This is a genomic window from Mesorhizobium sp. C372A (assembly GCF_030323245.1).
In the GTDB taxonomy this organism is placed as follows: domain Bacteria; phylum Pseudomonadota; class Alphaproteobacteria; order Rhizobiales; family Rhizobiaceae; genus Mesorhizobium.
The window spans coordinates 942,347-957,647 of the sequence record NZ_CP100475.1; the positions used below are offsets into that span (position 1 = coordinate 942,347).

The 15,301-nt window shown below is 63.9% G+C and carries 17 protein-coding genes; 13 read left to right on the plus strand and 4 right to left on the minus strand.

Features of this window, described 5'->3' with window-relative positions; all coding sequences use genetic code 11:
* The first annotated feature begins 73 nt into the window (after positions 1-73).
* The 13 genes from NLY42_RS04390 (at position 74) to NLY42_RS04450 (ending at position 12,084) form a co-directional block, all read left to right on the plus strand.
* Positions 74-1,021 (plus strand): carbohydrate ABC transporter permease, encoded by a 948-nt coding sequence (locus tag NLY42_RS04390; protein WP_032896276.1) that lies wholly within the window; start codon positions 74-76, stop codon positions 1,019-1,021.
* Positions 1,018-1,968 carry a carbohydrate ABC transporter permease gene (locus NLY42_RS04395; RefSeq protein WP_023755607.1) on the plus strand — a complete coding sequence of 317 codons (951 nt, stop codon included), beginning with the start codon at positions 1,018-1,020 and terminating at the stop codon, positions 1,966-1,968. Before NLY42_RS04390 ends, NLY42_RS04395 begins: the two co-directional genes overlap by 4 nt.
* A gap of 214 nt (positions 1,969-2,182) precedes the next feature.
* The gene (locus NLY42_RS04400) at positions 2,183-2,386 is read left to right on the plus strand and encodes a hypothetical protein (protein WP_023668776.1); all 204 of its coding nucleotides are present in this window, start codon (positions 2,183-2,185) and stop codon (positions 2,384-2,386) included.
* Positions 2,387-2,388: 2 nt separating this feature from the next.
* Positions 2,389-3,501, plus strand: a complete 1,113-nt coding sequence (locus NLY42_RS04405; protein ID WP_023668777.1) for an ABC transporter ATP-binding protein — start codon at positions 2,389-2,391, stop codon at positions 3,499-3,501.
* On the plus strand, positions 3,494-4,507 hold the full coding sequence (locus NLY42_RS04410) for an ABC transporter ATP-binding protein (protein ID WP_023668778.1): 1,014 nt from the start codon (positions 3,494-3,496) through the stop codon (positions 4,505-4,507). Before NLY42_RS04405 ends, NLY42_RS04410 begins: the two co-directional genes overlap by 8 nt.
* Before the next feature lie 64 nt (positions 4,508-4,571).
* Positions 4,572-6,212, plus strand: a complete 1,641-nt coding sequence (locus NLY42_RS04415) for a dihydroxyacetone kinase subunit DhaK (RefSeq protein ID WP_023668779.1) — start codon at positions 4,572-4,574, stop codon at positions 6,210-6,212.
* A gap of 70 nt (positions 6,213-6,282) precedes the next feature.
* Positions 6,283-6,885, plus strand: a complete 603-nt coding sequence (dhaL, locus tag NLY42_RS04420; protein WP_023755606.1) for a dihydroxyacetone kinase subunit DhaL — start codon at positions 6,283-6,285, stop codon at positions 6,883-6,885.
* Positions 6,882-7,271, plus strand: coding sequence for a dihydroxyacetone kinase phosphoryl donor subunit DhaM (gene dhaM / locus NLY42_RS04425; RefSeq protein ID WP_023668781.1), 390 nt, complete (start codon positions 6,882-6,884; stop codon positions 7,269-7,271). Before dhaL ends, dhaM begins: the two co-directional genes overlap by 4 nt.
* 21 nt (positions 7,272-7,292) lie before the next feature.
* On the plus strand, positions 7,293-7,595 hold the full coding sequence (locus NLY42_RS04430; RefSeq protein WP_023729629.1) for an HPr family phosphocarrier protein: 303 nt from the start codon (positions 7,293-7,295) through the stop codon (positions 7,593-7,595).
* Positions 7,579-9,165 (plus strand): phosphoenolpyruvate--protein phosphotransferase, encoded by a 1,587-nt coding sequence (gene ptsP, locus NLY42_RS04435; RefSeq protein ID WP_023702322.1) that lies wholly within the window; start codon positions 7,579-7,581, stop codon positions 9,163-9,165. Before NLY42_RS04430 ends, ptsP begins: the two co-directional genes overlap by 17 nt.
* A gap of 10 nt (positions 9,166-9,175) precedes the next feature.
* A complete protein-coding gene (locus NLY42_RS04440) occupies positions 9,176-9,601 on the plus strand; it encodes a hypothetical protein (protein WP_023668784.1) in 426 nt (141 codons plus the stop codon).
* A gap of 22 nt (positions 9,602-9,623) precedes the next feature.
* A complete protein-coding gene (gene dhaK, locus NLY42_RS04445) occupies positions 9,624-10,610 on the plus strand; it encodes a dihydroxyacetone kinase subunit DhaK (protein WP_023694188.1) in 987 nt (328 codons plus the stop codon).
* Between the two features lie 448 nt (positions 10,611-11,058).
* Positions 11,059-12,084 carry a nucleotidyltransferase family protein gene (locus NLY42_RS04450; RefSeq protein ID WP_023755605.1) on the plus strand — a complete coding sequence of 342 codons (1,026 nt, stop codon included), beginning with the start codon at positions 11,059-11,061 and terminating at the stop codon, positions 12,082-12,084.
* A gap of 8 nt (positions 12,085-12,092) precedes the next feature.
* On the opposite strand, the gene NLY42_RS04455 is transcribed toward NLY42_RS04450, so the two are convergent.
* From NLY42_RS04455 to NLY42_RS04470, 4 genes are all read right to left on the minus strand, one after another.
* A complete protein-coding gene (locus NLY42_RS04455; RefSeq protein WP_023694189.1) occupies positions 12,093-13,088 on the minus strand; it encodes a phosphoenolpyruvate carboxykinase (ATP) in 996 nt (331 codons plus the stop codon).
* Positions 13,085-13,519, minus strand: coding sequence for a lasso peptide biosynthesis B2 protein (locus NLY42_RS04460; RefSeq protein ID WP_023755604.1), 435 nt, complete (start codon positions 13,517-13,519; stop codon positions 13,085-13,087). Before NLY42_RS04460 ends, NLY42_RS04455 begins: the two co-directional genes overlap by 4 nt.
* Positions 13,519-13,806, minus strand: a complete 288-nt coding sequence (locus tag NLY42_RS04465; protein ID WP_023684213.1) for a PqqD family protein — start codon at positions 13,804-13,806, stop codon at positions 13,519-13,521. Before NLY42_RS04465 ends, NLY42_RS04460 begins: the two co-directional genes overlap by 1 nt.
* Before the next feature lie 545 nt (positions 13,807-14,351).
* Entirely contained in the window at positions 14,352-15,149 is a 798-nt protein-coding gene (locus tag NLY42_RS04470; RefSeq protein ID WP_023689998.1) for a DUF2259 domain-containing protein, read from the minus strand.
* Between the last annotated feature and the right edge of the window lie 152 nt (positions 15,150-15,301).

Genomic DNA, 15,301 nt, shown 5'->3' on the forward strand with positions numbered 1-15,301 from the left:
CTGCCCTTGGCACGGGACGCAGTTCAGATAAATTCCAGTGTCGAGACTTGACGTGACCGAAGCAGGACTCACCATGCTCAATCGGACTGCGGACAACGTTGCCCGGGCGACCCCGGAGCCGTTGGCCCGCAAGGTCCGGGGCATCAGCGACAAGGACCTCGCCTGGCTGTTCATCTCGCCGACGATCCTGTTGCTCTTGGCCATCAACATCTTCCCGCTGTTCTGGGCGATCTACCTGTCCTTCACCAACTTCCGGGCGAACCGCCCGAACGAGGTGGTGAAGAACCTCGGCTTCGCCAACTACCAGCGCATCCTCGGCGACCAGGACATCTGGATCGCCATGCAGACGACGGCGCATTTCGTGTTCTGGACGATCCTGCTGCAGACGCTGATCGGTTTCACGCTGGCATGGCTGATCGACAGGAAGTTTCGCGGCCACGCCTTCTGGACGACCATCATCCTGGTGCCGATGATGCTGTCGCCGGCGGTGGTCGGCAATTTCTGGCGTTTCCTCTACGAGCCGCAGATCGGCCTGTTCGCCTACGCCATCTCGTTCGTCACCCGGATACCACCGACCGACATCCAGATGCTGTCCAACGTGTCGCTGGCGCCGTGGTCGATCATCATCGTCGACACCTGGATGTGGACGCCCTATGTCATGCTGATCTGTCTCGCCGGCCTGCGCTCCATCCCCGAATACATCTATGAAGCCGCCGAGGTCGACCGCGCGTCCAACTGGCGGCAGTTCTGGTCGATCACGCTGCCCATGGCGCTGCCCTTCATCATGCTGGCGGTGCTGTTTCGCGGCATCGAGAACTTCAAGATGTTCGACATGGTCAACCTGCTGACCGGTGGCGGGCCGGGCTCGACCACCGAGGTCGCCTCGATCACGCTGAAGCGGCAGGCCTTCGAGAGCTGGCGCACCGGATATTCCTCGGCCTTCGCCATCATCCTGTTCGTCGCGGTGTTTGGGCTGGCCAACATCTACGTCAAGGCGCTGAACAAGGTGAAGCAGAGATGAGCCTGACCACCGCCCACTCCGTCGTCGCCCCCTCGGCCAATTCGAAGCGGATCGCCGGCACGATCATCGTGCTCTACGCGCTGATCTCGATCGTGCCGTTGCTGTGGATCTTCGCCACCAGCTTCAAGACGCCGCCGGATTCGATCGCCTATCCGCCCAAGATTCTGTTCCAGCCGAGCATCGAGGGCTATTGCAACCTGTTCACGACGCGCACCAGGCAAACGCCCGACTACATCAACTCGCTCGGACCCGCGACCGGTTTCTGCGACGAGACCTCGCGCAAGCGCAACATGGTGATTGCCGGCCCGTCCAACTTCCTGCCGCGCTTCGTCAACTCACTGATCATCGCCTTCGGTTCCACCTTCTGCGCCGTATTCCTCGGCACGCTCTCGGCCTACGGTTTCTCGCGCTTCAAGGTGCCGCTGGCCGATGACCTTCTGTTCTTCGTCCTGTCGACGCGCTTCATGCCACCGATCGCGGTCGCCATTCCCATCTACCTGATGTACCGCGAGCTCGGCCTGTCCGACACCGCGCTCGGCATGATCCTGCTCTACACCGCGGTCAACGTGTCGCTCGCGGTGTGGCTGCTGAAAGGCTTCATCGACGAGATCCCGCGCGAGTATGAAGAAGCGGCGATGATCGACGGCTATACCAGGCTGCAGGCCTTCTGGCGCACCGTGCTGCCGCAAGCGACCACCGGCATCGCCGCGACCGCCATCTTCTGCCTGATCTTTGCCTGGAACGAATATGCATTCGCGGCCCTGCTGACCTCCGGCACGGCGCAGACCGCACCGCCCTTCATCCCGACCATTATCGGTGAAGGCGGCCAGGACTGGCCGGCGGTGGCGGCGGGCACGACGATCTTCCTGGTGCCGATCCTGGTCTTCACCATCCTGCTACGCAAGCAGTTGCTGCGCGGCATCACTTTCGGCGCGGTTCGCAAATGAGTGGTGTGCCAGGTCGACCCCCACTCCGTCGAGCTTCGCTCGACACCTCCCCCCCGATCGACGGGGGAGAGGAAGGGCGCGAACTTCATTCAACCAGACTCCCTTCCTCTCCCTCCGGAGGGGGGAGAGGTGGCGCTGCGAAGCAGCGACGGAGTGGGGGAACCACCTGGCAACCGTCTCGCCCCGTTGCCGGGCAGAAGGAAGGAAGCTGCGCATGACGCGCCCAGCCATCTCCAAAAAGTCATCCTGGCCTCGCTGGGCCCGGCGCGGCCTGATGGAAAACATCGCCACGACGCTGATCGCCATTGGATTCCTGATGCTGTTCCAGCCCTTCGCGCTGGCGCTCTACACCTACTCCTTCATCACCATGCTCGCCGGCACGGTGATGTTCATCATCGTCTCGAAGTTCCCGGAATAATCATGGCCGAAATCCGCGTCCAACATTTGAGAAAGGCCTTCGGCGATTTCGTCGCGGTGCAGGATTCCAGCTTCGTCGTCGAAGATGGTGAGTTCTTCGTCATGCTTGGTCCCTCGGGCTGCGGCAAGACGACGACGCTGCGCATGGTCGCCGGCCTCGAATTGCCGACCGGCGGCCAGATCCTGCTCGGCGGCGAGGACGTCACCATGCGCCGGGCGCGCGAACGCGACATCGCCTTCGTCTTCCAGCTGTTCGCGCTCTATCCGCATATGAACGTGCGCAAGAACATCGGCTTCCCGCTTCTCGCGCAAGGCATGCCCTCGGCCGAGATTCGAAGCCGTGTCGAGGAAACGGCGAAGCTGCTGCGCATCGACCATCTGCTCAACAAATCGGTCTCGGGCCTTGCCGGCGGTGACCGCCAGCGCGTGGCGCTCGGTCGCGCCATCGTGCGACGGCCAAAATGCTTCCTGATGGACGAGCCGCTCGGCACGCTCGACACCGAATTCCGCGATCTGATGGTGCATGAGCTGCGCGAGCTGCACAACCGCATCCACGCCACCACCGTCTATGTCACGCACGACCAGATGGAAGCGATGTCGATGGCCGACAAGATCGCCGTGATGAACCATGGCGTTATCGAACAGTTCGGCAGCCCGCGCGAAATCTACGACCGCCCGGCAACCATGTTCGTCGCCGACTTCATCGGCTCGCCGCCGATGAATTTCCTGGGCTTCGGTGGCGGGCTGGCGAAGGGGGCGAAGGAAATCGTCGTCCAGGGCGCCAAGGTGGCGGTGCCGGAAGTGCGCGAGGAAATTGCGCCCGCCGACATGGCGCTCGGCATCCGTCCCGAGCACATCCGTTTCGACGATGCGTCGAAACTGCGCGGCACCATCTACGGCACCGAATATCTCGGCACGACGCAGATCGTGGCGGTGGAGACGGCGGACGGCATCATCAAGGCGCGGGTGCCGGCCGAAATCCGGCTCGCTGGCGGCGATCATGTCGGGCTGACGTTGAACAGCGCGCGGCTGTCGCTGTTCGACAAGGGCTCGGGTCGGGCGGTGCGCACCGCGATCCACGATACCGCCTCTCAAGGGAGAGCGCAGCATGGCTGACGTGCACATCAAGGGCGTGACCAAAAGCTTCGGCGACCATGTCGCCGTCGATGGCCTCGACCTTAACATCGCCGATGGCGAATTCGTCGTGCTGCTCGGCCCGACCGGCGCCGGCAAGACGACGACGCTGAGATTGATCGCCGGACTGGAGCGGCCGGATGGCGGCACGATCCATATTGGCGGCCACGATGCGACGACGCTGTCGCCGGCCGAGCGCGACACCGCTTTCGTCTTCCAGCAATATTCGCTCTACCCGCATCTGTCAGTCTACGACAACCTCGCCTTCCCGCTGCGCTCGCCGGCGCGGAAAGTACCGGAGGACCAGATTCGCCGCCGCGTCGAAGAGGTGGCAAAGATGGTGCGCATCCACCACAAGCTCGCCAACCGCTCGACCAAGCTGTCGGGCGGCGAGATGCAGCGCGTCGCCATCGGCCGAGCGTTGGTGCGCAAACCGTCGATCTATCTGATGGACGAACCGCTGTCGTCGCTGGATGCCAAATTGCGCGCCGATCTCAGGCTCGAACTCAAGCGCATCCAAGCCGAGCTCGGCGCCACCATGCTCTATGTCACGCACGACCAGATCGAGGCGATGACCATGGCGGACCGCATCGGCATCCTCAACAATGGCGTGCTGGTGCAGATCGGCACGCCGCGCACCATCTATTCCGAGCCGGCAAACCTTCATGTCGCCGCACGGCTCGGCCAGCCGGCGATCAATCTGCTGCCAGCGGGACTGCTGCCTGATGGTGGGGCGCCGACCGGAACCAAGACCATCGGCGCGCGCACCGAGCATCTGTCGATCGAGAAGACCGCAAACGGCCATGCCGACGGCGTCGTCGACTGGGTCGAACATCTCGGGGACCAGAACCATCTGCATGTTACGGTCGGCCCGAAGAAACTGGTGACGCTCACCGACCCCGATACGGATCTGGCCGAGGGCGACAAAGTGGTGATCCGCTACCGCTCGCCACTTTATTTCGGCGCCGACGGACAAAGACTGATGTGAGGTTTTCGGTGTCTCGCCAAGGGCACGGCACCGGCTTCTGATTGACGAATACAGGACGAATTCGATGAAGCACTTTTTCAACCGCAGGGAAACGATCGTCACCGAGGCGCTGGACGGGCTGTTGCGGACTATCGGTTCCGGCGATCTCGCGCGCCTCGACGGTTACCCCGAGATCAAGGTCGTGCTGCGCGCCGACTGGGACAAGGCGAAAGTTGCCGTCGTCTCCGGTGGCGGCGCCGGACACGAACCGTCTCATGCCGGCTTTGTCGGCAAGGGCATGCTGACGGCGGCGGTTTCGGGCGAGATCTTTGCCTCGCCCAGCGTCGAGGCGGTGCTGGCGGCCATCCGCGCGGTGACCGGCCCCGCCGGCTGCCTGCTGATCGTCAAGAACTACACCGGCGACCGGCTCAATTTCGGCCTGGCGGCCGAGAAGGCGCGCGCCGAGGGGTTTCGCGTCGAGATGGCGATCGTTGCCGACGACATCGCCCTGCCGGGTATCAACCAGCCGCGCGGCGTCGCCGGCACCTTGTTCGTGCACAAGATCGCCGGCCATTTGGCGGAGACCGGTCAGGACTTGGCAGCCGTTGCTACAGCCGCTCGCGCGGCGGCGAAGGACATCGTCTCGCTCGGCATGTCGCTGTCGTCCTGCTCGATCCCCGGCCAGCCACATGAAGAGCGGTTCGGCGAAAATGACGGCGAACTCGGCCTCGGCATCCATGGCGAGCCGGGCGTCGAGCGCATCGCGGTGCAAAGCGCCGACAAGCTGGTGGCGATCATGGCGGAGCGGCTGGCCGCGCGGCTCGACCCGAACGCCAGCCACGCGTTGCTCATCAACAATCTCGGCTCGGTGCCGCCGCTTGAGATGTCGCTGGTCGCCAATGCCGTGCTGGCCTCGCCGCTGGCCAAGACCGTGAAGCTTGCGATCGGCCCCGGACCGCTGATGACGGCGCTCAACATGAACGGTTTTTCGCTGTCGCTGATCAAGCTCGATGCGGCGCGCGAGGCAGCCTTGCTGGCGCCTGTCGGCCCACATGCCTGGATGCCGGCCAAAACCGTCGTCGCGCCGGCTATCGTGCCTATGGCGAAAGCGGCTGGAAACAGCGCAGCCCAAAGGGCCAGCCAGGATTCCGGCACCAGGCGTTTGATCATCACGGTCTGCGAACGGCTGATCGCGCTCGAAGAGACACTGAACGGGCTCGACGCCAAGGCGGGCGATGGCGATACCGGTTCGACGGTTGCGACCGGCGCGCGCAGCGTGCTGGAACGGCTCGATGCGCTGCCGCTGGCCGACCCTGCCGCCACGCTTGCGGCTATAGGCGATAGTCTGGGCGTCGCAATGGGCGGCTCCTCAGGCGTCTTGCTGTCGATCTTCTTCACGGCGGCGGCTCAGGCTTCGAACGGCGGAGCAACCCTGTCCAAGGCGCTGCTTGCCGGGCTTGACCGGATGACCTTCTATGGCGGCGCCAGGGTCGGCGACCGCACCATGGTCGATGCCTTGGAGCCGGGGCTGAAGGCGCTCGATGCCAAGGGGCTGGATGCCGCGGCTACAGCGGCACGGCACGGCGCCGAGGCGACCGCGGCCATGGAGAAGGCGAAGGCCGGGCGCTCCGCCTATGTCGGCACCAAATTGCAGGGCGTAGTCGACCCTGGCGCCCATGCCGTGGCCGAAGTGTTCGCGGCCGCCGCGCTGCATGCAACGGCCTGACGGCATGCTTAGATTGTCGAATGAAAACTCTTGCGATACTGCCGGCAGGATCGAAACCGGGAATCTGGACATGGCAGCGTTCGACCTTGCCAGGCTGATCACCGCCGCCGCGGACACGATCGCCGCTCACTCGGAAGAGTTGACCGCGCTCGACCAGGCGATCGGCGACGGTGACCATGGGCTGAACATGAAGCGCGGGTTTGAGGCCTTGCGTGCCGATGCCGAGGCGTTTTCGGCCAAGCCGCTGCCCGAGGCGCTGAAGGCGATCGGCACCAAGCTGGTGATGACGGTTGGCGGTGCATCCGGGCCGCTCTTCGGTACATTGTTCCTGGCGCTGGGCAAGGAGATTTCGGGAGAGCCGGATCGTGCCAATCTGGCGGCTGCTTTCGGCAAGGCAATCGAAGCTGTGGCCGCCAGAGGCAAATCCCAGGTCGGTCAAAAGACCATGCTCGATGTGCTGCAACCTGTGCAGGACGCGTTGGTCGAAGGAAAGACGGCCATGGAAATTGCAGATATCGCCGACATGGCTGCCGAGGCGACCGTGCCGATGAAGGCAACACGCGGTCGCGCCTCATTCCTCGGCGACCGCTCAATCGGTCATATGGATGCCGGCGGACGCTCTGTGGCGCTGCTGGTGCGGACCGTCGCCGAAACCGTCGAGGGCGAAGCATGAGCAATGTCGGCATCGTCATCGTCTCGCATTCCCCGCTGGTTGCCGAAGGCACGGCCGACATGGTGCGGCAGATGGTGGGCGACGAAGTGCCGCTTGCATGGTGCGGCGGAAACGGCCATGGCGGGCTCGGCACCAGCGTCGAAGCGATCATAGGCGCCATCGACAAGGCGTGGTCGGAGGCGGGCGTCGCCATACTGGTCGATCTCGGCGGCGCCGAGACCAATTCGGAAATGGCGGTGGAAATGATCGGCGAGCCGCGGGCGCAGAAGATCATCGTCTGCAACGCGCCGATCGTCGAAGGCGCGGTGATGGCGGCGACCGAGTCCTCCGGCGGCGCCTCGCTGAAGGAAGTGGTGGCGACGGCGCATGAATTGTCGCCGTCGTGAGTGAACGGGAATTTTGACCTGATGTCCGCCTTTGCCGAAGCGACCGTCCTGATCACCCACGAGGTGGGTCTGCATGCGCGCCCTTCGGTGAAGTTCACCAAGCTTGCCAAGAGCTTTGCGGCCGAGGTGGAGATTGCGCTTTCTGCCAACGGCCCATGGTTCGACGCCAAGAGCATCGTCAAGGTGATGGCGGCCAGGGCGCCGAAAGGCACCATGCTGCACATCCGGGCCACAGGCGACGGCGCCGATGATGCCGTGAGAGCGCTGGTCGAGCTGGTGCGGCGCGATTTCGACGAAGGCGCGGGCCATGCCCGAACCGCTTAGGCTGCAAGGCATTTCGGCCTCCGCCGGCTACGCCGAGGGGCCGCTGTTCAATCTCGACAACGGCACCGCGCACTACTCACGGAAGGCGACAGCCGGCGAGGAAAAGGCTGCATTGGAAGCAGCTATCGCCAGTTCGGCTGACCGGCTCGCGACCCTGATTGAAACCGCCGATGAGGAGGCCGCCGGCATTCTCGAATTCCAGCTCGCCATGCTTGAGGACGATGCCCTGACCGGCCCGGCTTTTGCCGCGATCGCGTCCGGCATGCCGGCTGACATGGCCTGGCGACAGGCGCTGGACGCCGAGATCTCCGGCTACGAAACGTCAGACCAGGACTATTTCCGGGCTCGCGCCGCCGATATCAGCGATATCCGCGACCGCGTGCTGCGCGCCCTTACCGAGGAGCAGGAGAGCGCTCCACCAGCGGGCGCCATTCTCTATGGCGAGGACATCGCGCCGACGCGCTTTCTCGAGACCGACTGGAGCACCGGCGGCGGCATCGCGCTGAGGGCCGGCAGCGCCGCCAGCCACGTCGCCATGCTGGCGCGCTCGCGCGGCGTGCCGATGGTGGTGGGGCTTGGCGCTTCGCCGGCTAATCCCGTCGGTCTGGCTCTGCTCGATGCGGAGCATGGCGGTATCGTGCTTTCGCCGACCACGACCGAGATCGAAGCGTTCCACCGGTCCTCGTCCTCGTTTGTGGCACATCGAGACAAGGCCGGAGTCTATCTCGCGAAACCGGCGGTAACCCGGGCCGGGACGACAGTGCGCGTGCAGGTCAACATCGCCGATCCGTCCGAGGTCGACGGCATCGACATTTCGACCTGCGACGGGGTCGGGCTGATGCGCACCGAATTCCTGTTCGGCAAGGCGCCGCCGGACGAGGAGACGCAATACCAGGCCTATCGCAAGGTGCTGGAATGGGCAGGCGACAAGCCGGTGACCATCCGTACCGTCGACGCCGGCGGCGACAAGCCGGTGCCGGGCTTCACCGTCGAGGAGAGCAACCCGTTCCTCGGGCTGCGTGGCATCAGGCTGTCGCTGGCAAGGCCGGAGGTGTTTCGCGTACAGATCCGGGCGCTGCTGCGCGCGGCGGTGCACGGCAATCTGAAGGTGATGTTTCCGATGATCGCCGTCGCGGAGGAATACCAACGCGCCGCCGCTCTGTTCGTGGAGGAGCAGGCCGGGCTTGCCGCGCGCGGCATCGCGCAAAAAATGCCGCCGCTCGGCATCATGGTCGAGGTGCCTTCGGTGGCGATCGCGCCGGAGGCGTTCGCCGATGTCGCCTTCTTCTCGATCGGTTCGAACGATCTGACCCAATATGTAATGGCGGCTGCCCGCGATAACGCAGCCGTGGCGCATCTTAATTCTGTCCGCCATCCCGCCGTGTTGCGGCTGATCGGCTCGGTTGCCGCTTTTGGCCTGCGCGCGAAAATCCCAGTCAGCCTGTGCGGCGATGCCGGCGGCGATCCGGCATCGATCCCGGCACTGCTCGAGGCCGGCCTGCGGGATCTCTCGGTGGCTCCCGCCCAACTCGCCATGGCCAAGGCGGCCATCTCGGATGCATCGGTCTAGGATGACTGAGATGGCCGACAAGACACCAGAAGCCGGCTCCGAAGAGGCGATCCGCGCCTACAAGACGATCCTGTCGCAGGTCATCGACCAGCGACCGTCGGGTATGCGACAACGCCTTGCCGACGCGCTTGGCAAGCACCGCAGCTTCGTCACCCAGATTTCCAGCGCGGCCTATTCGACCCCGATCCCGTCAAAACATCTGCCGGCTATTTTTTCGGTCTGCCATTTCAGTCCGGCCGAGCGCGATCAGTTTCTGGCTGCCTATCATCTGGCGCATCCCGGCAAGATGTCGGTTGCGGCAGGCATGCGCAAGACCCGGCATGTCTCGCTGATCGTGCCCGATTTCGGCGACGACAAGCAGAATGCAGCGCTCGACAAGGCGATCAACGAATTCATCCAGAAGATCACCAGCATCACCGGCAGGAGTGGTGGCTGATCGTGTTGTGTCGGGAGGACACATGAAGAAGTTTATGAATTCCGTCGACACGGTGCTGACCGAAAGCCTCAACGGCTTCGTTGCAGCTCATGCCGACATCCTGGTGCTGGGCGAGGAGCACAAATTCATTCGCCGCAAGGTGATGAAGCCGGGGAAGGTGGCGCTGATCTCGGGCGGCGGTTCCGGCCACGAGCCGTTGCATGCCGGCTTTGTCGGTCACGGCATGCTGGACGCCGCCTGCCCCGGCCAGGTCTTCACCTCGCCAACGCCGGACCAGATACTGGCGGCGGCCGCCGCCGTCGATACCGGCGCCGGCTGCCTGTTCATCGTCAAGAACTATGAAGGCGACGTGATGAATTTCGACATGGCCGGCGAAATGGCCGACGGCGTCCTGCAGGTGGTGATCAATGATGACGTCGCCGTCGAGAATTCGTCCTTTACGACCGGCCGGCGCGGCGTCGCCGGCACGCTGGTGGTGGAGAAGATCGTCGGCGCCGCCGCCGAGCAAGGCATGGCGCTGGCGGATCTCAAGGCGCTCGGCGGTCGCATCAACAGCGCGACGCGTTCGATGGGCGTGGCGCTGACCAGTTGCACGGTGCCGGCGGCCGGCAGGCCGACCTTCGAGATTGGTGATGGCGAGATGGAATTCGGCGTCGGCATTCATGGCGAGCCCGGCCGGCGTCGCGACACGTTGAAAAGCGCCGATGCGATCGCCGAAGAGATTTGCGCCGCGATCCTGGGCGATCTCGGCGACAGGGCGAAAGGCCCGGCACTGTTGTTCATCAACGGCTTTGGCGGCACGCCGCTGATGGAGCTCTATCTGATGTACAACAGCGCCCGAAACATCTTCGAAAAACAGGGCGTGACGGTGACCCGCTCGCTGGTCGGGTCCTACGTGACATCGCTCGACATGGCCGGCTGCTCGATCACGCTGACCATGCTGGATGACGAGGTAACGTCAATGTGGGACGCGCCGGTGCACACAGCCGCGCTGCGCTGGGGACTGTAACGGAGGGGCCTTGCCCATATCCCGAACAGGCGGCTTATGAACTTGCCTTAGCCTGCGGGACCGGACGGACCGTTACCCGCAGTCACGCCGACAGATTGCCCGCCTGCAGCGCGGCTTGCCTTGCGGCCGACCGCTCCGGCTTCATCCAAACCGAAGCCGTAGAAGTCTTATCGCGGTATCGGCAGCGACGGCCCGGCCACCACGCTGGACAACTTTCCTGCCTTGCGCAGCACGGGCGCTTCATACTTTTTCTTGGCCATTCCAAACACCCTTTTCAGTCAAGTGCAAAAGAATGGACCGAAACCGTGGAAAGTCAATTCATGAGCTGGTTCTGCCACCACACGCTGGCTTCATGCATGCTTTTCTGCAACATACGCTCCTCTGAGTTGGTTGTTTGACGCAATTCCGGACGGGAATTGCTGATGTGGGCGAACGCAATCCGGGTTTGATGCTGCCATCTCTTGCGCCTGCCGATGAAAAACTGCTGCTGACCTTCGCCGACCCGGAGGCGACGGTTGCCATTGGCCGTGACGTTGCTGCCGAAAGCTTGCTGGCACTGCTCGCCAATGCCGAGTTCCACGGCGTGCTGCCGATCATGCTGCGCAAGCTCAGCGAGATCGGCGACGCCCAACTGCCTGCGGACGCAGCCTTGCGGCAAAAGCTGTCGGAACTGCGTGATCGCTCGACGCTGGCGACCGGCCAATCGATGCTGCTGCAATATCATGGCGACCGCATCATGAAGGCATTGGCGGCGAAAAATCTTCCGGCCCGCATCGTCAAGGGTCCGGTCTTCGCACGCAAACTTTACCGCCACGCCGCTGACCGGCCGTTCACCGACATCGACATTCTGGTCGAGCCGGCCAGCATCATTGAAGCCAACACGGTGATTGCCGGATGCGGCTTCGAGCTCTGGAGCGGCGAGGCGCAGTCGCAGGATCTGCAGGAGTTCAAGTGGCTGGAGAAGGAGAATACCAGCCTGCTGATCGAACTGCACGGCAACCTGGTGCATGATTCCGGCATGCGGCGGCGGCTGTCGCTGGGCTTTCGCGAATTGCAGATCATCGACGGCAGCGAGGCCGACACGCCGGCCGCGCTGCTGACCATCGCCATTGTCCACGCCGCCGGCGGGCACAAGTTCCACCGGCTGCAGCTTTGCGTCGATGTGCTGCAGGGCGTGCGCGCGCTGCGGTCGCCCGCGGATGAAGACCGGCTTTTCGAGGCGGCGCGCATCAGCGGCATCGAGCTCGAACTGGCGACGGTTCTCAATGTGACGGGGCGGCTGTTTGATGCACCGCGCGCGATCGAACTGGCCGACCGCATCAAGCCCGACCTCTCGATAGTTTTGGCCAAATGGCTGATCACCGGCGATACGCTGCTCGGCGTCAATTCCAGGGACAAGATGCATTCGCGCCTGCGCCGCGACGCCTTCCGCTGGATCCAGCGCCTCGCCAGGCCAAAGCCGCATTCTGCCTGAAGTGTGCTTTAGTCCCGCGCCGCCAGCGCCGAGCGGATCAGCGGGGCCGCCTCGGCCGGGTTCGCGCCGACTTCCAGGGTAAATGTCGGGACGGCTTTGACCAGCGTTGCGATGGTTGCCATGCGGCGCTTCTGCGCCGGCAAAAGGCCGGTCATGCCGGTCCTGACATTGTCGGTGGCAAGCGCCACCATGGCGTCTGTCCTGGTCATGGGCACGAGCCGGGTTTGCGCGTCCGCCGAGCGGGCGAGATGAAACAGTGCCGCAACCGGTCTGCCGACAGTTTCCTCGATGCGGATGATCTCGGCGAGACGTTCCAGCGAGACGGCCTGCTCGCCATTGGCGTCCCATTTGTCGCCAAGGCAAGGCGCCACGAAGGGCAGCATTGCCGCGGTGTGGCGGTGGACCTTCACCTTGCGCGGCAAGCCCCAGGCCGTGATGCCGCCACCGGCCAAAACCTTGAGGATCATGGCGTCATCCGAGCACAGGCCGAAACCTTGCGACGCCAGCGCCAGCGACGTCGTTGACTTGCCGGTGCCGCTCGGCGCATGGATCAGCACGAGCGCCTCGCGGCCGGGCAATGTCAGGCCGGCGGTGTGCAGCATGTGCTGGTCGCCGGCATCAAGTGCTGCATCCAGCACCATCATCAGCACCGTCCATTTGACCTTGGCATCGGGATGGACTCGTATCTCGGCCCAGCCTCCATCGGCATTGATCGAGACGGTCTGCAGGCCGGGAAAGACCAGATGAACGGTGCCGCCACCGTCGATCAGCCGGCAATGGCCGTCCTCCGGCACCTCGCCGTCGAAAGCGAGTTTTCCGGCAGGCGATTCCGGTAACTCCCGCGTCTCGACGATGTCGACGCGGAAATCGGGCTCGACCGGCCCGCTCACGCGCAACGTGCCGAGCAAGAGGTCGAAGCTCGGCCAGAGATCGGCCCGCGAGGCCGATATGCTGATGACCTGGCCCTGGAGATCATAGCAGAAGGTGGTCGCCGGACCGGTCAAGCAGCGTGCGCCTTTCCGGCATCGGCGTGATGGCGATAGATCTGCACCATGCCGGGGAGGCTGTCCGAGACCACCGGGCGGCCATCGAGACAGACCCAGCAATGGGCAGACATACGCGGCGCCTGCATCGACTTCGGATCGACGCCGAAGCGCAGATCCGGATCGAAGCCGGCAAAGCGCAGGAAGCGGTGGGCGAGCAGGCCCTCGCGCAGGCATCTGCGGTCGCGCATCAGCCAGGGGTGCCGGACGGTCCGGTTGACGGCAGCGACGATGTAGGCTGACGACAGGCCGCGATAAGGGGTGGGTGCGCTGAGCGGCGCCCATTTCAGCACCGATTCGAAGCTGCGGGGGCCGATCAGGGTCGGCATCAGCCGCGCGCTTGCCCATAAATGGACACGAAACAAAGCGCGCAGGAGAACGCCGTCCACCATCAGGGAGCCGGGTCGGCGAGAATGCCTTCGCTCACCAGTTCGGCGGCCAGCGCCGCCATGTCCTGGTCGAGCGTGCCCTTGTCGACCTCGAACTCGTCAGACAACAGGACGACGATCTGGTCAAGGCTGCGGGCGCCGTCCACCTTGTCGAGAAAGGCTTCGGTGGTGCCGTTGCAGGTGTAAAGCTGGCCGCTGCGCGCCAAGAGCACGACGGCGCCATCGCCGACATGCTGGACCGAGGCGTCGTCCGCCAGCCGCAGAACCATTTCAGAACCGATTTGGGCCATGGAGCCCCTCCACCATTTTCCTGGAGAGCAGATAGCGCGGCGATGCGGGTCTGTCCATTGCGCGGACGAGAGGGAGAACAAGCCGGCCTGACCGTTCTGTGGCAATCCGGCAACGCCACCATCCTCACGACACAGGCAACCGAAGCCTAATGGAGACATCCAATTTCAGATTGTGGTAACTTCCACATCATTCAGAGCCTGAGAACGGGGAAGCACCCCAGAAATAGTCGGTGATTGCGGCTGGGAATCACCGCCGCAAACGGTCAAGCCAGCTATCTCGCAGGGTCAAGGTCTTGCTTTTCTTACCTAAAGTAAGCTATGGAGTCGCGGGGTTTTGGGAGAGCATTGGGTATGCGTTACAACTGGGAGCGGGCGCCGACCGCGTTCGAACGTCATCGAAAAGCGTTGGCAGCCGCCATATTGATTGCGGGTGGCGTCGGGCTGATGCTGGCGGCCTTGCCGCTTTAAGACTGATATCCGACACGAACGCCCTGCTTTCTCCGGGCGCATGAGCTTTTTCTGCCTGCCACAAGACGGGCCGCGGCTTAGCGTGCATGGCCGGTTACGGCGATGAAGCGGCGGTCGCGTCCTTCGAAGCCCTGGCTGAAGCGCTGCACCAGCACCGCCACTACCGCCGGCCTGCCGGGCGGGGTGTATTCGTAGGATTCCGACAGGCTGTAGGAAGTCGGGCAGTTGCGCGAGCCCGGCACGGCCTTGTCCTCGTGCAGCACCTTGAACGGCTTGCCGTCCTGCCCCTGCAGCGACAGGCGGAAGCCGCGCGCCTTGCCCGTCTTGGCGCCTTGAAGTTTCTTTTCGCCCTGAAGTGTCTTGTCGCTCGGAAGAGCCTGGTCGCTTGGCTTGGCGTCATCGAAGCTTGCCGAGCAGTCCGTCTTGCTGTCGGCCAAAATCTCATCGAGCTGGATGGTCGAAATCTGTGTTTCGCCATAGAACGGCGACAGCCATTTCTGCGCGGCTTGCTCGAGGCGGGAAATGTCGTTGTACTCGACCGTGTCGTCCGGGAAGGTGAACCTGTCGGAGGCCGTGCGCGTGCCGCGCTCGGCGATGCCGTATTTGGCCAGGATTGGCGCGGCCTGCTTTGCGGCCTGCGCCCGTGCCTGCTCCACCGTCGTGGTCGCCTCTTCCGATTCATCGAGGACAAGGATCGGCTTGCCGCCGACGAACTCGTCTGTGCTTGTGTCGATGATGTCGATCTGCGACCAGCCGGAAACGGCAGCGTCGAGCTCGCCATATTGCTCGAAGGCGAAATATTTGCCGTCGGGGGAAAAGCCGATGATGCGCCGCGCGGCGGCATCGCCAGCCTGGGCGGCGGAAACGATCGTCAACAGCAGCGCTGCTCCAACGGCAGATCCAACCCCGTATCGTACCGTCATTGCGCGCCCTGCCCCGATTTCAAACCCGGCCATGGTGCCTGCAATTTATGGCCAAGGCGAGATCGGCCAAGCCCCAAATTTCGGGAAAGACATGGCATTTGGGG